This window comes from Demequina sp. NBRC 110052 (assembly GCF_002090075.1).
Taxonomy (GTDB): Bacteria; Actinomycetota; Actinomycetes; order Actinomycetales; family Demequinaceae; genus Demequina.
Genome location: NZ_BBRI01000002.1, coordinates 878,180 through 898,203 on the forward strand (window position 1 = coordinate 878,180; position 20,024 = coordinate 898,203).

At 70.7% G+C, this 20,024-nt stretch carries 20 protein-coding genes; 10 read left to right on the top strand and 10 right to left on the bottom strand.

The window, feature by feature from the left end:
• The first annotated feature begins 9 nt into the window (after positions 1–9).
• Together B7K21_RS04275 and B7K21_RS04280 are read left to right on the top strand one after the other, a co-directional pair.
• Positions 10–3,822: a multifunctional oxoglutarate decarboxylase/oxoglutarate dehydrogenase thiamine pyrophosphate-binding subunit/dihydrolipoyllysine-residue succinyltransferase subunit gene (locus tag B7K21_RS04275; RefSeq protein WP_084073970.1), complete on the top strand. Its 3,813-nt coding sequence runs from the start codon at positions 10–12 to the stop codon at positions 3,820–3,822.
• On the top strand, positions 3,819–4,421 hold the full coding sequence (locus B7K21_RS04280) for a GDSL-type esterase/lipase family protein (RefSeq protein ID WP_084073971.1): 603 nt from the start codon (positions 3,819–3,821) through the stop codon (positions 4,419–4,421). Before B7K21_RS04275 ends, B7K21_RS04280 begins: the two co-directional genes overlap by 4 nt.
• A gap of 30 nt (positions 4,422–4,451) precedes the next feature.
• Here B7K21_RS04280 and B7K21_RS04285 read toward each other — a convergent pair whose 3' ends face one another.
• On the bottom strand, positions 4,452–5,540 hold the full coding sequence (locus tag B7K21_RS04285) for a type IV pilus twitching motility protein PilT (protein ID WP_084073972.1): 1,089 nt from the start codon (positions 5,538–5,540) through the stop codon (positions 4,452–4,454).
• A 198-nt stretch (positions 5,541–5,738) separates the two neighbouring features.
• Between B7K21_RS04285 and B7K21_RS12920 the strand changes: the two genes are divergently transcribed.
• Positions 5,739–5,813 carry a 50S ribosomal protein bL37 gene (locus tag B7K21_RS12920; protein WP_373994281.1) on the top strand — a complete coding sequence of 25 codons (75 nt, stop codon included), beginning with the start codon at positions 5,739–5,741 and terminating at the stop codon, positions 5,811–5,813.
• A 94-nt stretch (positions 5,814–5,907) separates the two neighbouring features.
• Here B7K21_RS12920 and rsrA read toward each other — a convergent pair whose 3' ends face one another.
• Both rsrA and B7K21_RS04295 read right to left on the bottom strand, forming a co-directional pair.
• Positions 5,908–6,153, bottom strand: a complete 246-nt coding sequence (gene rsrA / locus B7K21_RS04290) for a mycothiol system anti-sigma-R factor (RefSeq protein WP_084073973.1) — start codon at positions 6,151–6,153, stop codon at positions 5,908–5,910.
• The gene (locus tag B7K21_RS04295) at positions 6,137–6,826 is read right to left on the bottom strand and encodes a sigma-70 family RNA polymerase sigma factor (RefSeq protein WP_373994277.1); all 690 of its coding nucleotides are present in this window, start codon (positions 6,824–6,826) and stop codon (positions 6,137–6,139) included. Before B7K21_RS04295 ends, rsrA begins: the two co-directional genes overlap by 17 nt.
• Positions 6,827–6,964: 138 nt before the next feature.
• On the opposite strand from B7K21_RS04295, the gene B7K21_RS04300 reads away from it, so the two are divergent.
• The 4 genes from B7K21_RS04300 (at position 6,965) to hisN (ending at position 10,780) form a co-directional block, all read left to right on the top strand.
• Positions 6,965–7,516, top strand: coding sequence for a hypothetical protein (locus B7K21_RS04300; protein ID WP_084073974.1), 552 nt, complete (start codon positions 6,965–6,967; stop codon positions 7,514–7,516).
• A complete protein-coding gene (gene aroA, locus B7K21_RS04305) occupies positions 7,513–8,883 on the top strand; it encodes a 3-phosphoshikimate 1-carboxyvinyltransferase (RefSeq protein WP_084073975.1) in 1,371 nt (456 codons plus the stop codon). Before B7K21_RS04300 ends, aroA begins: the two co-directional genes overlap by 4 nt.
• Positions 8,884–8,888: 5 nt before the next feature.
• A complete protein-coding gene (gene rsgA, locus B7K21_RS04310; RefSeq protein ID WP_084073976.1) occupies positions 8,889–9,923 on the top strand; it encodes a ribosome small subunit-dependent GTPase A in 1,035 nt (344 codons plus the stop codon).
• Between the two features lie 65 nt (positions 9,924–9,988).
• Entirely contained in the window at positions 9,989–10,780 is a 792-nt protein-coding gene (hisN, locus tag B7K21_RS04315) for a histidinol-phosphatase (protein WP_084073977.1), read from the top strand.
• Between the two features lie 10 nt (positions 10,781–10,790).
• On the opposite strand, the gene B7K21_RS04320 is transcribed toward hisN, so the two are convergent.
• The 3 genes from B7K21_RS04320 to B7K21_RS04335 are packed head-to-tail and all read right to left on the bottom strand — an operon-like array spanning position 10,791 to position 13,091.
• Positions 10,791–11,231, bottom strand: a complete 441-nt coding sequence (locus tag B7K21_RS04320; protein ID WP_084073978.1) for a hypothetical protein — start codon at positions 11,229–11,231, stop codon at positions 10,791–10,793.
• A gap of 4 nt (positions 11,232–11,235) precedes the next feature.
• Positions 11,236–12,474 carry a hypothetical protein gene (locus B7K21_RS04325; RefSeq protein ID WP_144016060.1) on the bottom strand — a complete coding sequence of 413 codons (1,239 nt, stop codon included), beginning with the start codon at positions 12,472–12,474 and terminating at the stop codon, positions 11,236–11,238.
• Entirely contained in the window at positions 12,471–13,091 is a 621-nt protein-coding gene (locus tag B7K21_RS04335) for an SAF domain-containing protein (protein WP_159448410.1), read from the bottom strand. Before B7K21_RS04335 ends, B7K21_RS04325 begins: the two co-directional genes overlap by 4 nt.
• A gap of 107 nt (positions 13,092–13,198) precedes the next feature.
• On the opposite strand from B7K21_RS04335, the gene B7K21_RS04340 reads away from it, so the two are divergent.
• Complete coding sequence (locus B7K21_RS04340; RefSeq protein ID WP_084073982.1) at positions 13,199–13,408, top strand: helix-turn-helix domain-containing protein; 210 nt, start codon at positions 13,199–13,201, stop codon at positions 13,406–13,408.
• Positions 13,409–13,412: 4 nt separating this feature from the next.
• Here the strand turns inward: B7K21_RS04340 and B7K21_RS04345 are convergent, their stop codons facing one another.
• A complete protein-coding gene (locus tag B7K21_RS04345; RefSeq protein WP_084073983.1) occupies positions 13,413–13,928 on the bottom strand; it encodes a hypothetical protein in 516 nt (171 codons plus the stop codon).
• A gap of 232 nt (positions 13,929–14,160) precedes the next feature.
• Between B7K21_RS04345 and B7K21_RS04350 the strand changes: the two genes are divergently transcribed.
• Together B7K21_RS04350 and B7K21_RS04355 are read left to right on the top strand one after the other, a co-directional pair.
• On the top strand, positions 14,161–14,955 hold the full coding sequence (locus B7K21_RS04350; protein ID WP_159448411.1) for a LysM peptidoglycan-binding domain-containing protein: 795 nt from the start codon (positions 14,161–14,163) through the stop codon (positions 14,953–14,955).
• A complete protein-coding gene (locus tag B7K21_RS04355) occupies positions 14,952–15,398 on the top strand; it encodes an Rv3235 family protein (RefSeq protein ID WP_084073985.1) in 447 nt (148 codons plus the stop codon). The genes B7K21_RS04350 and B7K21_RS04355 overlap by 4 nt, the downstream gene beginning before the upstream one ends.
• An 80-nt stretch (positions 15,399–15,478) precedes the next feature.
• On the opposite strand, the gene secA is transcribed toward B7K21_RS04355, so the two are convergent.
• Genes secA through hpf form a run of 3 tightly spaced genes read right to left on the bottom strand, consistent with a single transcriptional unit; the run spans position 15,479 to position 19,975 of the window.
• Positions 15,479–18,331, bottom strand: a complete 2,853-nt coding sequence (secA, locus tag B7K21_RS04360) for a preprotein translocase subunit SecA (RefSeq protein WP_084073986.1) — start codon at positions 18,329–18,331, stop codon at positions 15,479–15,481.
• A 46-nt stretch (positions 18,332–18,377) separates the two neighbouring features.
• Entirely contained in the window at positions 18,378–19,268 is an 891-nt protein-coding gene (locus B7K21_RS04365; RefSeq protein ID WP_084073987.1) for a DMT family transporter, read from the bottom strand.
• 26 nt (positions 19,269–19,294) lie between these two features.
• Positions 19,295–19,975, bottom strand: coding sequence for a ribosome hibernation-promoting factor, HPF/YfiA family (gene hpf / locus B7K21_RS04370; RefSeq protein ID WP_084073988.1), 681 nt, complete (start codon positions 19,973–19,975; stop codon positions 19,295–19,297).
• Between the last annotated feature and the right edge of the window lie 49 nt (positions 19,976–20,024).

Sequence of the window (20,024 nt, forward strand, 5' to 3'; positions counted from 1 at the left end):
AACGCATCGATGCGACCACGTGAGAAAGTGAGCGGCCCCGACGTGTCCCCCGACACCAGCGCGCCTGACACCGACCGTACCTCCATCGTCCGTTCCGCTGGCGCCCCGTCGGTCGCCTCCCTCGCACTGGGAGGCGCCGCGCAGGCCGAGCACACGGACCAGGCCCCGGCAACGCCGCCGGCGCCCGAGGCGGCGGCAGTCCCCCCGTCCCCCGCGCAGTCCCCCACCGCACCGGCCCCGGCGGCTGAGGCCCCCGCGACGCCAGCCCCCGCACCGGCAGTCAGTCAGCCCGACGCGGCGGCCGCCACCCCGGCGACGCCCACCCCAGCGTCGGGCACGTCCCCGGCGGAGCCCGCGACGGACCGCGAGCCAACCGCCACCCAGCCGATCGCGACCGCCCAGGCGCCCACGGCGCTGTACCTCCAGAGGGCCGAGCACGAGGAGCGCGTCTCGCGCGACGTGCACCCGGGCATGGAGCGCCTGCGCGGACCCGCCGCGCGCGTGGTCGCGAACATGGAGGCCTCGCTCGAGGTCCCGACCGCGACCTCGGTGCGCCCCATCCCGGCGAAGCTCCTGCAGGACAACCGCGTCGTCATCAACAACCACCTCGCCCGCACCCGCGGCGGCAAGGTCAGCTTCACGCACCTCGTGGGCTACGCACTCGTGGAGGCGCTCGACGAGCTGCCCGCGATGAACGCCGCGTATGCCAAGGACGACGACGGCAAGCCAATGCTCGTCAACCCCGAGCACGTGAACCTCGGGCTCGCGATCGACCTCGCCAAGCCGGACGGCTCGCGCCAGCTGCTCGTGCCGAACATCAAGGACGCCGACCAGATGGACTTCGCGAAGTTCTGGACGTCGTACGACGAGGTCGTGAAGCGCGCCCGCACCGGCGCGCTCCAGGCCGCCGACTTCCAGGGCACGACCATGACCCTGACGAACCCCGGCACGCTCGGCACCGTCCACTCGGTGCCGCGACTCATGGGCGGCCAGGGCGCCATCATCGGCGTCGGCGCGATGGACTACCCCGCCGAGTACCAGGGAGCCTCGCCCGAGACGATCGCGCGCATCGGCGTCTCGAAGATCATGACCCTCACGTCGACGTACGACCACCGCGTCATCCAGGGCGCGCAGTCAGGCGAGTACCTCGCGATCGTGCACCGCAAGCTGCTGGGCCTCGACGGCTTCTACGACCGCGTGTTCGCGGCCCTACGCGTGCCCTATGAGCCCGTGCGGTGGATCCAGGACGCCGCCACCAACGACGAGGCCGAGGCCGCCAAGCCCGCCAAGATCGCCGAGCTCATCCACGCGTACCGCTCGCGCGGGCATCTCATGGCCGACGTCGACCCGCTCAGCTCGCGCCCGCGCAAGCACCCCGACCTCGACGTGCAGACCCACGGCCTCACGCTGTGGGACCTGGACCGCGTGTTCCCCACCGGCGGCTTCGCGGGTCAGGACCGCTGGGTCATGCGAGACGTGCTCAACCGGCTGCGCGACGCGTACTGCCGCACCATCGGCCTCGAGTACATGCACATCGCGGACCGCGCACAGCGCCTGTGGTTCCAGGAGCGGCTCGAGCACGGCTTCACGCGCCCCGCGCGCGAGGAGCACCTGCACATCCTCAAGCGGCTGAACTCGGCCGAGGCGTTCGAGGCCTTCCTGCAGACCAAGTACGTCGGCCAGAAGCGCTTCTCGCTCGAGGGCGGCGAGTCGCTCATCCCGCTCCTCGACGCCGTGCTCGCATCCGCCGCGCGCGCGGGCGTCGCCGAGGTCTGCATCGGCATGGCCCACCGCGGCCGCCTCAACGTGCTCGCGAACCTCGCCGGCAAGTCGTACTCGCAGATCTTCTCCGAGTTCGACGGCACCGCAGTGCCCGGCTCGGTGCAGGGCTCGGGCGATGTGAAGTACCACCTCGGCACGGAGGGCGTGTTCACCGCCGACACGGGCGAACAGACCAACGTGTACCTCGCCGCCAACCCCTCGCACCTCGAGGCCGTGAACCCGGTGCTCGAGGGCATCGTGCGCGCCAAGCTCGACGCGATGGGAGCCGACCCGGCGACCGACGGCTACCCCGTGCTGCCCGTGCTGGTGCACGGCGACGCGGCCTTCGCCGGCCAGGGCATCGTGCAGGAGACGCTCAACCTGTCGCAGCTGCGCGGCTACCGCGTCGGCGGCACCGTGCACGTGATCATCAACAACCAGGTGGGATTCACGACCGGGCCGCAGGACTCCCGTTCGACGCGCTACGCCACGGACCTGGCCAAGGGGTTCCAGATCCCGATCTTCCACGTCAACGGCGACGACCCGGAGGCGTGCGTGCGTGCTGCCCGCCTCGCGTTCGAGTACCGCGAGGCGTTCAACCGTGACGTCATCGTCGACATGGTCTGCTACCGCCGTCGCGGCCACAACGAGGGCGACGACCCGTCGATGACCCAGCCCCGCATGTACGACCTCATCGAGGCGAAGCGCTCGGTGCGCCACCTCTACACCGAGTCCCTCATCCGCCGCGGCGACATCACCACCGACGAGGCCGACCAGGTGTCGAAGGACTATCTCGCGCAGCTGGAGCGTGTGTTCCTCGAGACGCGTGACGGCTTCCAGTCGGACACCGAGTCGATCTCCGGGCTCGAGCTGCCGTCCTCACAGTCGTCCGATGCGGGCGTCATGTTCGGCTGGCGCACCTCGGTGGCCGCGAGCCAGATCGAGCGCATCGGGCGCGCGCACACGCGCCCGCCCGAGGGCTTCACGATCCACCCCAAGCTCGCGCAGCTCATGGAGCGCCGCGAGACGATGACGCGCGAAGGCGGCATCGACTGGGGCTTCGGCGAGATCCTCGCGTTCGGCACCCTGCTCCAGGAGGGCGTGCCCGTGCGGCTGTCCGGCCAGGACAGCCGTCGTGCGACGTTCGTGCAGCGCCACGCCGTCCTGCACGACCGGTCCACAGGCGCCGAATGGACGCCGCTGCTGTACCTCGCCGCCGACCAGGCGCGCCTGCACATCTACGACTCGTCGCTGAGCGAGTACGCGTGCCTGGGCTTCGAGTACGGCTACTCGGTCGAGCGCCCCGACGCGCTAACCCTGTGGGAGGCGCAGTTCGGCGACTTCGTCAACGGCGCGCAAACCATCATCGACGAGTTCATCTCGTCGGCAGAGCAGAAGTGGGGCCAGTCCTCGTCTGTGGTGCTGCTGCTGCCGCACGGCTACGAGGGCCAGGGCCCCGACCACTCGTCGGCGCGCGTCGAGCGCTTCCTCCAGCTGTGCGCGGAGGAGAACATGATCGCGGCCATGCCGTCCACGCCGGCGAGCTACTTCCACCTGCTGCGACGTCAGGCCTACGACCGGCCCCGCCGCCCGCTCGTGGTGTTCACCCCCAAGTCGATGCTGCGCCTCAAGGCCGCGCAATCCTCGGTGGAGGAGTTCACGACCGGCACGTTCCAGGAGGCGATCCCTGACACGATCGATCCCGAGAACGTGACGCGCGTGCTGCTGTGCGCGGGCAAGGTCTACTACGACCTCGTCGCGCAGCGCGACCGCACCGGCGACACCACCACCGCGATCGTCCGGCTCGAGCAGCTGTACCCGCTCGCGGCCGACGCGATCAAGGAGGCGCTCGCGCCCTACGACGGCGCCGAGGTGATGTGGGTCCAGGAGGAGCCGCAGAACCAGGGCGCCTGGTCCAAGATCTCGCTGTCGCTTCCGCAGCTGATCGACCAGAATGTGGGCGTGGTGTCACGCCCGGCCTCGGCCTCCCCCGCCTCAGGCCTCAGCTCGCGCCACAAGGCCGAGCAGGAGGATCTGGTGATGAGGGCATTCGCGCGATGAGACACGTGTTCTTCGTCGGGGACGAGCTGGTGGCGGGTCAGGGCGACCCGAAGGCGCTGGGCTGGACGGGACGGGTCGCCGCGCGCACCCTGCCCCTCGCACCCGATCTGGCGTTCCACTCCCTGGCCGTCCCCGGCGAGACCACGGGCGAGCTGACGAGCCGCTGGGACGAGGAGGCGTTGCGCCGCCTCGGCGCCGACGGTGCGCCCGGCGCGCCCAAGCACGTGCTGTTCGCGATCGGGCGGCACGACATCCACCGCAGGGTCTCCGCGACCATGACGCGTCTCAACCTCGCCAACGCGATCGACCGCGCGCACGCGCTCGGATTCACCGTGATGCTCGCCGGGCCGCCGCCGGGCCGCGAGGAGGACAACGCGCGGATCGCCGAACTCGCCGCCCTGTGCGAGGACGCCGCCGCCCGCCGCACGGTCCCGTACATCGACATGTACGGCCCGCTCGCGCGCCACGACCAGTGGCTCACGGACATGGCGACCGGACGCGACTCACTGCCGCTGCAGGCCGGCTACGGCCTCATGGCCTGGCTAGTGCTGCACTCGTCGTGGCATGACTGGCTGGGGCTCGAGCAGCCCGAGCTCTGACGCCGCGCGCGGGGCTCCCGGCGCCCCGCGTCAGACGATGACGCCCGCGTTGCGGAGCGTGACCGAGAGGTCGTGGGGACGCGACGCGATCGAGATCGCATCGTCGTACGCGACCTCGCCATCCCGCACCAGCACGAACAGGTGCTGGTCGAACGTCTGCATCTTGTAGTACTCGCCCTCGGCGATGAGGTCCAGCAGCGGCGGCTGCGTCGACGGGTCGACGATCGCCTCAGCCGTGCGACCGTGGTTGATCATGACCTCGGCGACGAGCTTGCGGCCCGAGCCGTCCGCCTTCTTGACGAGTCGCTGCGACACGATGCCGCGCAGCGTCTGCGACAGCGTCGCGCGGATCTGCCCCTGCTCGTGCGGGGTGAAGAAGTCAACGATGCGGTTGATCGTGTCCTGCGCGTCGACCGTGTGCAGCGTCGCGAGCACCAGGTGGCCCGTCTCCGCCGCAGTCAGCGCCGCACGCACCGTCTCGATGTCACGCATCTCGCCCACGAGGATCACGTCGGGGTCCTGACGCATCGCGCCACGCAGCGCGTTGGTGAAGTCCATCGTGTCGGAGCGCACCTCGCGCTGCGAGATGATCGCCTTCTTGTCCTGGTGCAGCACCTCGATCGGGTCCTCGATCGTGATGATGTTGACTTCCTTGTTCTCGTTGATGAGGTCCACCATCGAGGCCAGCGTGGTCGTCTTTCCGGATCCCGTGGGCCCCGTCACCAGCACGAGGCCGCGCGGCTCCATCGCGAGGTCGCCGATGACCTCGGGCAGGCCCAGCTCCTCCATGGGCTGCGCGCCCACCGCGACGCGGCGGAACACGAGCGCATCCGTGCCACGCGCCACGTAGGCGTTCACGCGGAAACGGCCGACGCCCGAGAGCGAGAACGCGAAGTCAGCCTCGTGGATGTCGCGGAACTGCGCGACGAGCTCCTCCGGCAGCACCTGCGCAACCATGTTGCGCGTGTCCTCGGGCGTGAGCGGCGGCACCTGGAGCTTGCGCAGGCGGCCGTCGACGCGGATGCGAGGCGCGGAGCCGACCTTGCAGTGCAGGTCGGAGCCACCCGTCGACGCCAGGGCGTGGAGGAACGGGATCACGGAGACAGGCTGTTCGCTCACGAGTGCTCCTTCGGCAGAATGTGCGGCTTGCTTGAGACGATCATGCGCAGGCTAACGCCTCCCGAGCACCCGGAGCCACGCGGTGTGGCGCACTCCATGCCAGCTCGACCCCAGCGTCGGGCGCGTCGCCGCGCGAGCCCCTCGTGTGGGACAATGGCGGGTCGATTCGTGTACCCGCGTCCCGGAAAGGGGGAAGCCATGAGCAAGCGAGGCCGCAAGCGCAAGTCGCGCGCCGGTTCCAGCGCCAACCACGGCAAGCGCCCCAACGCCTGACCCGGCGTCAAGACGCGAAGAGCCCGCCTCCGGCATCTGCCGGGGCGGGCTCTGTCGTCTCCGCACGCCCGACGCGGGGGCCGGGGTGCGTACGTCACTCCGCGGTGCGGGCCTCCCGGATGGTCGCGAGCACCTTGGTACGCAGGTCGCCTGGCGCGACCTCGCCGCCGGCGCCGTGCACCATCCGCTTGATCTTCTCGTTGATGCGATGCTCGGCCTCGCACGGCGGGCACGTCTTGAGGTGCTCGCCGATGCGCACGAGCTCGTCATCCGGGAGCTCGTTGTCGATGTATTCGAAGAGACGGTCCAGCGCCTCTTCACACTCAGCCTTGTGCGCCATCGCACACCTCCTGGTCCTTCTTGGGGGTGGCGCCCTCACGGCGGTCGTACATGCCGCGGTCGGCGGCGTATTCGCGCAGCTTCTCGCGAAGCAGCTTGCGTCCTCGGTGGAGCCGCGACATCACGGTGCCCACGGGCGTGTCCATGATCTGCGCGATCTCCTTGTACGCGAACCCCTCCACGTCGGAGAGGTACACGGCCATGCGGAAGTCATCGGACAGCTCGGCGAGAGCGCGCTTGACCTCCGTATCCCCCATGGAATCGAGCGCGGCGTCCTCGGCAGAGGCCAAGCCCGACGACGTGTGCTCGGCGGCGGCGGCGAGCTGCCAGTCCTCCACCTGCTCAGCGTCGGAGCGCTTCGGCTCGCGCTGCTTCTTCCGGTACGTGTTGATGAACGCGTTGGTCTGGATCCGGTACAGCCACGCCTTGAGGTTGGTGCCCGGAGTGAACTTGTCCTGCGCCGCGAAGGCCTTGGCGTACGTCTCCTGCACCAGGTCCTCGGCGTCGGCGCCGTGGCGCGTCATGCGCAGGGCGGCGGCGTAGAGCTGGTCCATGTAGGACAGCGCTTCGGTCTCGAAGTCGAAATCGGTGTCGGTCATCGTCCCCGAGCCTAGCGGCGCTCGCACGCGCCCGCGCCCAGGCGAACTCGCGGGAGCCGTCAGCATCGTGGTCATGTGTGCCGGAACGCTCGCGTCTCGCGCGATATTCCCGGGCCCCGGACCGCTGAGGCCGCGCCCGACGCCGTGATCGACGCCCCCCTGCACGTCCTCGCCCCCTGCACAAGGCGCCGAGGCGTGGGTAGGCTGAGAGGCATGGTTCGCGCACTCGCCCGCCCGCTGCTCGCCACCTGGTTCGTCTACGGAGGTGTCGAGTCCATGCTCGAGCCCGAGCGCCGCGCCGAGCGCGCCGCGCCCGTGGTGGATCCCCTGCTCAAGCAGGCCGGGGTCGACGAGGTCACCACCACCGACCTCGTGAAGATCCACGGTGCCGCCACCGTCGCGGCCGCGACGGTGCTCGCGTTCTCGCGCACCCCTCGCACCGCCGGTCTCGCGCTCACCGGGCTCGCCGCCCTCACGGTCGCGGCCGGACGCCCCTTCTGGCTCGTGGAGGACGAGGAGGAGCGCGCGGCTGAGCGCGACCAGTTCCTCAAGAACCTCTCGCTCATGGGCGGAGCCATGCTCGCCGCGAGCGCTGGCCACTCGGCGCGCCACGTCGCGCGCAAGAAGAAGGCGAAGGCGAAGGCCGCGCAGAAGAAGGTGGACGCGAAGGCCAAGCAGGTCGAGGCGAAGGCCAAGAAGGCCGGAGCCCAGGCGAAGGCGACCGAGCAGAAGGTCATCGCGTTCGGCCGAAAGCGCGCCGCGTGAGCGCAGCCCCCGCCGTCGGGCTCGGACCCGGCGAGGTCTGGGAGGCTCCTGTCGCATCGGGCCCGCTCGACGCCACGGTCGAGGTGCCAGGCTCCAAGTCGCTGACCAACCGCTATCTCGTGCTTGCCGCGCTCGCGGAGGCACCGGTCAGAATCCGCGGCGGCCTCCGTTCGCGCGACTCTGCGCTCATGATCGACGCGCTGCGCGCGCTCGGCGTGACGGTCGACGACTCCGGCCCCGAGTGGCTCGTCACGCCCGCGGCGATCCGTGGCGGCACGCATATCGAGTGCGGACTGGCCGGCACCGTGATGCGCTTCGTGCCGCCGTTGGTGCTGCTGGCCGGGACTGCCGGCGACATGCGGCCCGTGACGTTCGATGGCGACGAGGGGGCGCGCGTGCGTCCCATGGGACCGCTGCTCGACGCGCTGCGCGCGCTCGGCGCCACGGTCGACGACGACGGCCGCGGCACCCTGCCGTTCACGCTCACGCCGCCCGCCTCCGTGCCAGGCGAGGTCGTGATCGACTCCAGCTCCTCGAGCCAGTTCGTGACGGCGCTGCTGCTCGTCGCGCCGCGCATGCCTCAGGGCCTCACCGTGCGCCACGTGGGCGAGACGCTGCCGAGCCTGCCCCACATCGACATGACGTGCGAGACGCTCCGCGGCGCTGGGATCCGCGTCGACCAGCCCGACGAGCGCACGTGGATCGTGCACCCCGGAGCTCTGCGCCTCACGGAGGTGCGCGTCGAGCCCGACCTGTCCAACGCCGGCCCGTTCATGGCGGCCGCCCTCGTCGCCGGCGGCGAGGTCCGCATCCCCGGATGGCCAGCCACCACGACTCAGCCAGGCGCCTACTACCCCGAGCTGCTGATGCACATGGGCGGCGAATGCGAACTCGCCGGCGACGTCATGCGCGTGCGCGGGACCGGTCGCCTCGACGGAATTGAGGCTGACCTCTCCCCTGCGGGCGAGATCACTCCGACGATCGCGGCACTGTGCGCGCTCGCGTCCGGCGCCTCCCAGCTGAACGGCATCGGGCATCTGCGCGGTCACGAGACCGACCGCCTCGCCGCGATCGCCGCCGAGGTGGAGCGCCTCGGCGGTCAGTGCCACGCGGGCGACGACTCCCTGAAGTTCGCCGGATACCCACCCACGGACCTGCACGGCGCGGCCATGGAGACGTACCACGACCACCGCATGGCGACCTTCGCGGCGATCGTCGGGCTGCGAGTGCCGGGCGTGCAGGTGCTCCACGTGGGAACCACGTCCAAGACCATGCCCGACTTCCCGACCATGTGGCGCGCGATGCTCGGGCTGAGCGGCGACGGCACGGCGACCGACGCTACGGCCGCCGACGTCACGGGGGCCTGACGCGCGTGGCGCGACGCGAGTACGACGAATCCGACGCCCGGGTCCGCCCGAGCAGGCGGGGCTCGCGACCGCGCACGAAGATCCGCCCCTCGCACGAGTCGGCGATCACCGCGGTGGTCACCACGATCGACCGCGGCCGCTACACGGTCGAACTGCTGGAGGACGGCGACTCTCCCGCCGGCACCGTGGTGACCGCGGTGAAGGCCCGCGAGCTCGGCCGGCGGGGCCTCGTCATCGGCGACCGCGTCGCCGTGGTGGGCGACACGTCGGGCAGGCCAGACACGCTCGCGCGGCTCGTCCGACGCGAGGAGCGCCGCACCGAACTGCGCCGCACCGCGGACGACGCCGACCCCACCGAGCGCGTGATCGTCGCGAACGCCGACTCGCTCGCGATCGTCACCGCGCTCGCCGATCCTGAGCCCAACCCCCGCATGATCGACCGCTGCCTGGTGGCGGCCTTCGACGCGGGCATGGACGCGGTCCTCGTGCTCACCAAGGCCGACCTCGCCGACGCGACACCGCTGCGCGACGCCTACGAGCCGCTCGGCGTGCACGTCGTCGAGACCCAGGTGCTGCGCGACGGCGGGGCCGAGGCAGATCCCGGGTTCCGCGAGCTGCGTGACGCCGTGGCGGGGCGCGACACAGTGCTCGTCGGCTACTCCGGCGTCGGCAAGTCCACCCTCGTCAATGCGCTCGTGCCCGACGCCGGTCGTGCCGTGGGCCGCGTCAACGACGTGACAGGGCGCGGACGCCACACCTCGACCTCCGCGATCCGCTACGGCCTGCCGGAGGGCGGCCACATCGTCGACACTCCCGGCGTACGCACCTTCGGCCTCGCGCACGTGGATCCGCAGCACTTCGTCGCCGCGTTCCCTGACGTCGCCGAGGCAGCCGAGCGCCTGTGCCCACGGGGGTGCACGCATGAGTCGGCCGACGCAGGCTGCGCGCTCGACGCCTGGGCCGAGACCCCCGAGCAGCATGCGCGGGTCGACTCGATCCGTCGCCTGCTCGCCTCGCGCGCCGCCGCCGCGGAGTGGTGAGTCGGCCTCTCGTCACACACCTCGCGCGTCACGGGGCACCCCCCGACCGCCGGTAGCCTGACGGCATGGAGCCCCAGGGTCGCTACGCCGCAGATCTCTCGCTCGCGCTGGACATCGCCGACGAGGTGGACCGCCTCACGCTCGGCAACTTCGCCTCCGAGGACCTCACGGTCGAGATGAAGCCCGACGACACGCCCGTCACGGCGGTCGACCGCGCCGCGGAACGGCTCGTGCGCGAACTGCTGGGGCAGGCGCGACCCGACGACGCGATGCTCGGCGAGGAGTACGGCGAGACCGGCACGGGACCGCGGCGATGGATCGTCGACCCGATCGATGGCACCAAGAACTTCATCCGGGACCTTCCCGTGTGGGCCACGCTCATCGCCCTCGTGGACGACGGGCACCCCGTCGTGGGCGTCGTCAGCGCTCCCGCGCTCGGCCGCCGCTGGTTCGCCGCCGCCGGAGACGGCGCCTGGACCGGCCAGGACGCACGCGCGGCGAAGCCCCTCTCGGTCTCGCGCACCGCGTCGCTCAACGATGCGTCGCTCTCGTACTCGTCGCTCGGGGGCTGGGAGGAGCGCGGCCTGCTGCCCGCGTTCCTCGACCTCACGCGCGAGGTGTGGCGCACGCGCGCGTTCGGGGACTTCTGGAGCTACATGATGGTCGCCGAAGGCCAGGTGGACGTCGCGTGCGAGCCCGAGCTCGCGCTGTACGACATGGCCGCTCTCGTACCTGTCGTCGAGGAGGCGGGCGGCCGTTTCACGTCGCTCGCTGGGGAACGGGGTCCCTGGGGGCCCGATGCGCTGGCCAGCAACGGCGCCCTGCACGACGCGGTGCTCGGGCGCCTTCGCGGCTAGGCGTCGCCTGTCAGGTGAGCGGGATCGACGGGATCTCGCTCACGTCGTACCAGAGCAGATCGCGCGAGCTGAGCGCATCCTCGGCGCCCGGGTGGCCCTGGTGCGCCGCGCTCACGTCCTGCTCCGCCGCGGGCTCGTCGACGAAGACGCACGCGATCGAGTCTGCGGCCACCTTGCCGCTCACGCGCACCGCCGCAGGATGGAGCTCCGGCATGGGCGTCACGTCCGGCCGCGGGTAGTCGACGACTGCGACAGCGCGCAGCCGCGAGTCCAGCTCGAGCGCGGACTCCATGCCTGCCGCGTACAGGGCCTCCTCCGCGACTTCGTCGGGATCGAGGGCCTCGGAGATCTCGAGAAGCCGCTCGGTGACCGCGAAGCCCTGCGCGGGCTCCCACGATCCTGAGGCGACTGTGCCGAGCTCGTCCACCATGACGGGGATGTACACGCGCATGCGCTCAGTCTGTCACCTGGAGTTCGGCCGCGCCCTGCGACGCGCGCGCTTCCAGACCCAGTCGGACTGCGCCCGCGAAGCCCGCGATCGCGCGACGAGCGGACGAGCGCGGCGCACGCTCCCTGAGCATGCGGCCCTCGAGGGTCGCAGCGTCGCACGCCTTGGGATCGAACGGCACCGGCCAGATCTCGTGCACCTCGGCGAACCGTGCGAGCGCATCGGCAAGGGCTGTCTCCGGGGACGGCCCCACGACCGCGCTGCGCACGCGGTTCACGACGACCCTCGGGGACGCCCCAGGCCTCACGGTCTCTAGAGTGGCGAGCCCGTGCACCAGGCGCTGCACCGACAGCGGCTCGGAGCCTCCGACGGCGACCACGACATCTGCGGCCGCGAGCGCGGACAGCGTCGCGCCGTTTCGCTGAGGCGCACGCGTGTCGTATGCGAGAGCCTCGTCCGACTCGAGCCCGAATCCGCAGTCGACCACGATCGCCTCGGCCTCGGAGCGCAGCACCTCCCACATGGGATCGAGAGCGGCGGCGGGCAGCTCTGGCCACCGCTCGGCTCGCGCGATGCCGGTCAATACACGTAGCCGCGGCGCGACTTCGAGCGCATGTCGACGCACGTGCTGCGGGCTCAGACCGCCCGAGAGCGCCGCACGCGCGAGAGCAGCAACGCCGGGCGCCTCGTCGAGCAGCCCGAAGGCCTGTGCGACCGCGCCTCCGTAGGTGTCCACGTCCACGCACAGGGTGTGCGTGCCTGCTGCGGCGAGCTCCGCTGCCAGGTTCGTCGCAACCGTGGTTCGCCCAGGGGCACCAGTCGGGCCCCACACCGCGATGACCGCGCCGGCACCTCCGACCTGCACCGGCTGCGGCTCCTCCGGCACGAGCGGCGCTCCCCGCTCCGCCCCTGCGAGCACGGTGGCCGCGATCCGCACGGGATCCGCGCCGAGCGGGATGAGCTCACCGAGCCCGAGGGCCCGCAGACGTTCCTGTGCCTCGGGCGATCCCGGGGCGCCCACGACGGCGGCGCCGGCCGCACCGAACTCGGCGACGACGGCGCGATCCAGCTGAGGATGGTCGGAGAGCACGACGACGGAGCCGTGCCCCGCATGAGCGACCGCCAGAGCCTCAGTCAGGTCCGCGCACCGACGTGAGACGAGGATGCCCGGATGACGGTCGAGCGCCGTGGCGATCGCCGCCTCGTGGGGCCCTCGTACCGCCAGGATGACGGCAAGCGAACTCATCCCGCGAGCCCGACGACCGAGAGTTCCCCCTCTGTGGCCAGCGCGTCGAGGAAGCCCTCCATCTCCGCCTCCGGGACCACGACATACACGGTCTCGGAACCCGTGGCGGTGAACGCGCCCGAGGACGTCTGGACCGCGTCGACCACGAGCGACTCGCCCACCAGCGTCGAGGTCGGCGCGCCGTCGGCCCCCTCGACAGTGAGCCACACGTCGACGATCGCGCCCCTCCCGATCCCCTCGGCGAGCGGCCTCGCCGTGGTCACGGCCACCGGTCTCCCATCGAAGGCCTCGGGAGCGACCAGCGCAGCCATCGGCACGAGCTCGCCCTCACCCACGCTCCGGGACAAGACCCTTCCCCACGGTGGTGCCGCGGGCGCGGCATAGACCCCGTCCGCCACCCGCACCTGGACCACCACCACGTCGGACTCGTCCAGCACCGTCCCCGCCGGGAGCGGCCCGCGGGCCGCGTAGAACGGCTCCGTGCGATCCGCACCGCGAACGATGCTTGCCACGGCCGCAACGGACAGGGCGATGAGCACCAACCCGATCAGCAGTCGTGGGTCCCTCCAACTGGGACGGGTCAGCCGTCCCGCGACAGGCGATGCCTGCGTCGTCATGCGAGCCCCCTCGTGATCAACTCGCCCCATGGTGCCGGGAACGCGCGCGCTCCGCCAGCCCCTGTGGATGGGGGCAGTTTCAGGGCCCGCCGTGTCACAATGGCGCCATGCCGTCGCGATTCCTCACCCTCGCCGATGTGCAGGAGGTCCTCAACATCTCCTCGCCCCAGGCGTACGCGCTCGTGCGCTCAGGAGACCTCCCCGCGATCCAGGTCGGCGGGCGCGGCCAGTGGCGCATCGAGGCGAGCGAGCTCGAGTCGTACATCGAGCGGCAGTACGAGGCCAACCGGGCGCGGATCGCAGCCGACCACCCCTGACACGTCAGTCGGCCGAACGCACCTGAACGATCGCGCCGAACGGGACCACGACGGGCGCCTCCCCGACCCGCAGCACCACCTCGACGTGATCGGCCGCCACGGAGCCGAGCAGACCCGCCAGCTGTCCCGCATCCGTATGGACCACCACGCGTCGACGGTCGCGGGACAGCACGCGAAGAGCCGATCCCAGCGATAGCCGCCTCTCGACCTCGCCCAACGGAACGAGCCGGCCCGACAGTCCCGCATATGAGCTGACGGCTGCGGTCGGCACCAGGTGCTGGCGCGCGTGCGCCGCCACGAGCAGCCACTCGACCGCGCCGTCGGCGAGCTCACCGGTCACGGCTTGGCCGTCGCGAAGCATCACTGTCACCTCCCGGCCTCGATCGGCGCGCAGCCGGGCCGCCAGCTCGACCCCGGCCCGCTCTGCCCGTGTCAGCTCTGCGACGTCCCACTCGAATGCGCGGGAGGACTCCGCGGCGATCTGCCCCTCGAGATCCGCGAACAGTTGACTCCACCTCATGCGCCCACGGTAGCGATCCGGTACGCGTTGACGGCCACGAGTCCACATTCTCGGAGACGGAGTCGACAATCCCTCACGATTCGGATATATCTGTCGTTGTCAAACTGCATCAAACGACATCGCGGGGGATTCGATGACTGTCAAGTGGAGCGGTGCGGGGGCACCGACGCTCGAGCATCGCAGGTACGCCACCCGTTCACCCGGGACCTACGAGCCACCCGCCAGGCGCGCCGTGACCCGGGTCGGGGCGCTGCTCGCGATCGCGTCCGCGCCGGCGGGCGCCATCGCACTGGCGTCACTCACCCGCGCTCGCGCCTCCGAGCTCGACGCGGCCACCTGGCTGCCAGAGGACCTCGTGATCGTCGGCATCTGCGCCGTCGGCGCTGCGCTGTGCGCCTACCTGACAGTGATCGCCGTCGCGATGGCGATCGGCACCACACGTGGAGCGCTGCCGCGATGGTCGGCGCGCCTCGCGCCCCACACGTGGCGGCGCGTGGTCGCGCTCGGCATCGGCGTCACCCTCAGCTCGACGGCACCCGCCGCGATTGCGGCACCTCCCGACGCGCACCCGGGCTGGGTGACCTCCGAATCGTCGTACGCGCTCGTGGATGCGCTCGTGGCAGGCACGCCAGGCGGCTCACTCGCCGTGAGCGACCAGGACGGCACGGTCGCTCAGACGACCCTGCCGGCTCCGGCCGAGGACCCCGTCGCGCACGCGGGATGGACCACGGCCGGCACCGGAGGCACCACTCAAGCGACGGCGGGCGCGCCGACCGCGGATGCACTGACGGCCGCAGCAGCGACTGCAGCACCCCGGGACGCATCGGCACCGCTGTCGTGGACCGTGCGATCCGGAGACTCGCTGTGGAGCATCACCTCAGACCACCTCGCAGCCGACGCCACCGACGCCGAGATCGCCGAGGCGTGGCCGCTCGTGTACGAGGCGAACCGCGCCGTGATCGGCGACGATCCCGGCCTCATCCACCCCGGTCAGGTGCTGACGATCCCTGTCGAGGTGGCGCGGTGAGCGCCGCAGCGGGCGCCCCTGTCAGCGCACCCGGGCGCCTCGCCGGCGCGACTCGTCCGGTCGCGGCAACGGGAGCCGGGCGACGCACCGCTCGCACTCCGTACTCCCGTGAGAGGCAGCCGCTCGGCGACCCCTCGCCGCTGGCGTGCACGATCGCGAAGGCCGCGCTCGAGGCCGTTCACGGGGCCGATACCCTGTCATCACTGGTGCGATGGGTCGAACCGGACCTCCGGGCACGGCTCGCGCGCCAGCACTCGGTCGCGCGACGAGCGGGCAGGCACGGCGCGACGGCCCGCGTGCTCCGCGCTCGCGTCTGCCGCGTCGCCGCCGACGCCGCAGAGGTGAGCGTGGTCGCCTCCGTCGACGGGCGCAGCCACGCCATCGCGATGCGCCTCGAAGACCAGCACGGCCGATGGGTCGCCACCGTCATCGACATCGGTTGAGTGCGCCTCGCCTACGACGCAGAAGAGCCCGGCCCCAGAGATCGACTATCTGGGGCCGGGCTCTTCTCACACGTCGAGACCTAGGCCTCGTTCTTCCCGTGGCACATCTTGTACTTCTTGCCGGAGCCACACGGGCACGGAGCGTTCTTGGCGGTTCCGGGGAACGTCGCGCCGTCCGACTCCGCCTTCTGCGCGCCGCCTGCGGCGCCACCCTTCGCGCCCGACTCCTTCACGACCTGCGCCGAACCGTCCTCCGACGGACCCGAGTACGTCAGCGCCGACATCGTCATCTGCATGCCGCCGCCCGAGCCGGTCGACGTGTTCGGGCCCGCCGCGCGCCGACGAGGGGCGGCCGCCTGTGCAGTCGCCTGCTGCTGCGCGGTAGCCGCGGCAGAGTCGGCCGTCACGGTGCCTGGCTGCTGACCGGACTCCGGCGTCGCCTCGCGCTTCTCGACGCGGTACAGCACCTGGATCGACTGACGCTTGATCGCGTCGGTCATGCCCTCGAACAGCAGGAAGCCCTCGCGCTGATACTCGATCAGAGGGTCGCGCTGGCCCATCGCACGCAGACCGATGCCCTCCTTGAGGTAGTCCATCTCATACAGGTGCTCGCGCCACTTGGCGTCCAGCACCTGCAGGACGACCTGACGCTCGACGGTGCGCATGAGCTCCGAGCCGAGCGCCTCCTCCTTCGCGGCGTACTGCACGCGCGCATCCGCGACGAGCTCGCGCAGCAGGAACTCGGTGGTGAGCTGGTGCAGGCCGCCCGCCTCCTCGAGGATCTCCTCGATCGTGAGCGAGACGGGGTACACGGCACGCAGGTCCTTCCACAGCGCCTCGAGGTCCCAATCGTCAGGCGCGCCCACGAGGGTCGCGGACCGCACGAACTCGGACACGACGTCCTCGACGAACGAGTCGACCTGCTCACCGAGGTCCTCGCCCGCCAGCACCTTGCGGCGCTCGTCGTAGATGACGGTGCGCTGCGCGTTGAGCACATCGTCGTACTTGAGGATGTTCTTGCGGATCTCCGCGTTGCGGCCCTCGATCTGCGCCTGGGCCGAGCGCACGCCGCGCGTGAGCACCTTGGACTCGATCGGCAGGTCGTCGGGGATCGCGGACGAGTTCATCATCGTTGCCGCGAGGCCCGACTGGAACATCCGCATCAGGTCGTCCTCGAGCGACAGGTAGAAGCGCGACTCGCCCGGGTCTCCCTGGCGTCCGGAGCGTCCGCGCAGCTGGTTGTCGATGCGGCGCGACTCGTGGCGCTCTGTGCCGAGCACGTAGAGCCCGCCTGCGGCGAGCACCTTGTCGTGCTCGTCCGCGACCGCGGCCTTCTGCTCCTCGAGGACGGCGTCCCACGCCGCCTCATAGGCCTCGGGGTCCTCCTGCGGGTCGAGCCCACGCTCGGCCATGACCTGCACGGCACGGAACTCGGGGTTGCCGCCCAGCATGATGTCGGTGCCTCGGCCGGCCATGTTGGTCGCGACGGTGACGGCACCCCAACGGCCCGCCTCGGCGACCACGGCGGCCTCCGCCTCGTGCTGCTTGGCATTGAGGACCTTGTGCTTGATGCCGCGCTTGCGCAGCTCCTTGCTCAACCGCTCGGACTTCTCCACGGACACGGTTCCGACCAGCACCGGCTGGCCGTTCGCGTTGCGCTCGAGGATGTCAGCGATGAGCGCCTCGAACTTCGCCGCCTCGGACTTGTACAGCAGGTCCGACTGATCGTCGCGGATCATCGGCTTGTTGGTGGGGATCGGGATAACCCCCATGCCGTACGTCGCGTGCAGTTCGGCGGCCTCGGTCTGCGCCGTTCCGGTCATGCCGGAGAGCTTCGTGTACTGACGGAAGTAGTTCTGGAGCGTGATCGAGGCGTAGGTCTGGTTCTCCGCCTTGATCTTGACGCCCTCCTTCGCCTCGATCGCCTGGTGCAGGCCTTCGGAGTAGCGGCGGCCCTTGAGCAGACGACCGGTGTGCTCGTCGACGATGTCGACCTCGCCGTTCGTGACGACGTAGTCGCGGTCGCGGCGGAACAGCTCCTTGGCCTTCACCGCATTGTTGAGGAACCCGATCAGCGGGGTGTTCGCGGGGTCGTAGAGGTTCTCGATGCCGAGCGCTGCCTCGACCTTCTCGATGCCGGGCTCGAGCATGCCGACGGCACGCTTCTTCTCCTCGACCTCGTAGTCCTCGTCCACGGTGAGCGAGTTCGCGATACGCGCGAACTCGACGTACCACTTGCCGTTGTCGCCCTGGGCGGGGCCGGAGATGATCAGCGGTGTGCGCGCCTCGTCGATGAGGATCGAGTCGACCTCGTCGACGATCGCATAGTGGTAGCCGCGGTGCACGAGCTGCTGAGGGTCGAGCGCCATGTTGTCGCGCAGGTGGTCGAAGCCGAACTCATTGTTGGTGCCGTACGTGATGTCGGCCTCGTACTGCTTCTTGCGCACATCGGGCGCCTGGCCCGAGAGGATGCAGCCGGTCTCCATCCCCAGGAAGCGGAAGACGCGCCCCATGAGATCGGACTGGTAGCTCGCGAGGTAGTCGTTGACGGTGACGATGTGCACGCCCTTGCCGTCGAGCGCGTTGAGATACGCGGGCAGCGTGGCGACCAGCGTCTTGCCCTCACCGGTCTTCATCTCCGCGATGTTGCCTCCGTGGAGCGCCGCGCCTCCCATGATCTGCACGTCGAAGTGGCGCAGGCCGAGCGTGCGCCGCGAGGCCTCGCGCACGGCGGCGAAGGCCTCGGGCATGAGCGAGTCGAGGCTCTCGCCGTCGGCGCGGCGCTGGCGGAAGTCATCGGTGAGCTCCCGCAGCTCATCGTCCGACATCTCGGAGTAGACGTCCTCAAGGCTGTTGGTGAGCACCACGGTGCGCTCGAGCCGCCGGACCTGGCGCCCTTCGCCGAAGCGGATGACGCGATCGATGATGCTCACGGATTAGCTCCCTGCTGTCTTCGTGTACCCCTGCAAGAGTAGTCGCTCAGTGGAGGGACTCCGGCTCGTCTCGCTGTGGGCGCAACAGCACCACGGCGGCACCCAGCACCGCGCCGCCGACGAGCCCCGTCCAGCCCAGCCGCTCAGCGAAGACGAGCGCCGCCAGCAGCGCCGCAACCAGTGGCTCGAGCAGCGCGACGATCGTGGCGACGAAGGCGGGCACGGTGCGCAGCCCGGAGAAGTACGCGAGGTACGCGAGAGCCGTCACCACCACGCCCAGTGCGAGCGTGAGGCCCCAGCCAGCCGCGTCGGTCGCCCACCCCAGTCCGGTGAACGCCGCCGCGGGGATGAGCATGAGTCCGCCGGCAGCGAATGCCACGCCGGTGTGCGTGACCGGGTCGTAGCCCGGGACCTGCTCGCGGTTGACGACCGTCACGGCTGCGAAGGTCGCGCCTGCGCCCAACGCGACGAGCGCCCCGCCAAACGCGTTCTCGCCAGCGTCAAGGCTGCCCGAGAGCAGCACCGCGAGCCCGCCAAGCGCGAGAGCGAGCGCGATCAGCGTCAGCCGTGGGGGCGTGCGGCGCGACGCGAGCCAGTCCCACACGGCGACGAACACAGGAGCCGAGCCGATGCCGATCAGGGTCGAGAGCCCCACGGAGGACAGCGCAATGCCAAGGAAGTAGAGCGATTCGAAGACCGCGGTGAGTGCTCCCGTGACGAGCGACAGCCGCCACATGGCAGGCGTGAGCGACCGCAGGCGCAGCCGACGGAGGGCCGCGAGCACCAGCAGGATCGCGAAGCCTGCGACAAGCATGCGCCACATCGCGATCGAGAGCGCGTGCATGCCGGTGCGGTCCCCGAGGAGGGTGCCCACGACACCGCCGCCGCCCCACAGGGCGGCGGCGGTGACCACGAGGAGGAAGTCCCGCGGTCGCATCGTTGCGACCGCGGGACTCGTACTGCTCAGGCGCTCTCCCGTGCGGCATCCGCGGGCGCCTCGGGGTCGAGGTGGATGACGCCGTAGGTCCAGCCGCGCCTGCGGTAGACCGCCGAGGGATGGCCGGACTCGGAGTCGAGGAACAAGTAGAAGTCGTGACCGACGAGCTCCATCTGGTCGATGGCCTCGGACACCGTCATGGGCGTGCCTGCATGGGTCTTGGAGCGGATGACGATCGGGGTGCCGTCGATCGGCACCTCGCGGGTCGCGCCAGCGGGTGCGCCCTCCCACTCCTCGACGCTCGTCGGCGCCTCGGAGGAGTCGTCGACGGGCGCGACCGCGCCGTCTGGGATGGGGGCCGTCACCGTGGGCTCGACCGCGTGGAGACCGACCTTCCCCTGGTGACGGTGCGCCTTGCGCTCGTGCAGCTTGCGCAGCTGCTCGACGAGCCTCGCGGCGGCGGCATCGAGCGCGGCGACGCGGTCGACCGCCGAAGCTTCCGCGCGGACCACGCGCTGCTGACCGCGCACGGTGATCTCGACGCGTTCGCTCTCTCCGGAGAGCTTGGGATTCCGCTCATGGACCACATGCACCTCCGCGCGCAGAGCGCGGGGCGCGAGCGCCTCGACCTTCTCCATCTTCTCGGCGATGCGCTGACGCAGGTCGTCGTTGACCTTGGTGTGGCGTCCCACGATGGCAATGTCCATGTCGAATTCCTCCTTCTTGGGTGTGGCCTCGCGGCCGGGGCACGGTGTT

Excerpts from the sequence above, each read along its gene's own strand:
- B7K21_RS04275 (WP_084073970.1), top strand. The coding sequence starts at position 10 with ATGCGACCACGTGAGAAAGTGAGCGGCCCCGACGTGTCCCCCGACACC.
- B7K21_RS04280 (WP_084073971.1), top strand. The coding sequence starts at position 3,819 with ATGAGACACGTGTTCTTCGTCGGGGACGAGCTGGTGGCGGGTCAGGGC.
- rsrA (WP_084073973.1), bottom strand. The coding sequence starts at position 6,153 with ATGGCGCACAAGGCTGAGTGTGAAGAGGCGCTGGACCGTCTCTTCGAA.
- B7K21_RS04295 (WP_373994277.1), bottom strand. The coding sequence starts at position 6,826 with ATGACCACGATGCTGACGGCTCCCGCGAGTTCGCCTGGGCGCGGGCGC.
- B7K21_RS04300 (WP_084073974.1), top strand. The coding sequence starts at position 6,965 with ATGGTTCGCGCACTCGCCCGCCCGCTGCTCGCCACCTGGTTCGTCTAC.
- hisN (WP_084073977.1), top strand. The coding sequence starts at position 9,989 with ATGGAGCCCCAGGGTCGCTACGCCGCAGATCTCTCGCTCGCGCTGGAC.
- B7K21_RS04320 (WP_084073978.1), bottom strand. The coding sequence starts at position 11,231 with ATGCGCGTGTACATCCCCGTCATGGTGGACGAGCTCGGCACAGTCGCC.
- B7K21_RS04325 (WP_144016060.1), bottom strand. The coding sequence starts at position 12,474 with ATGAGTTCGCTTGCCGTCATCCTGGCGGTACGAGGGCCCCACGAGGCG.
- B7K21_RS04335 (WP_159448410.1), bottom strand. The coding sequence starts at position 13,091 with ATGACGACGCAGGCATCGCCTGTCGCGGGACGGCTGACCCGTCCCAGT.
- B7K21_RS04340 (WP_084073982.1), top strand. The coding sequence starts at position 13,199 with ATGCCGTCGCGATTCCTCACCCTCGCCGATGTGCAGGAGGTCCTCAAC.
- B7K21_RS04345 (WP_084073983.1), bottom strand. The coding sequence starts at position 13,928 with ATGAGGTGGAGTCAACTGTTCGCGGATCTCGAGGGGCAGATCGCCGCG.
- B7K21_RS04365 (WP_084073987.1), bottom strand. The coding sequence starts at position 19,268 with ATGCGACCGCGGGACTTCCTCCTCGTGGTCACCGCCGCCGCCCTGTGG.
- hpf (WP_084073988.1), bottom strand. The coding sequence starts at position 19,975 with ATGGACATTGCCATCGTGGGACGCCACACCAAGGTCAACGACGACCTG.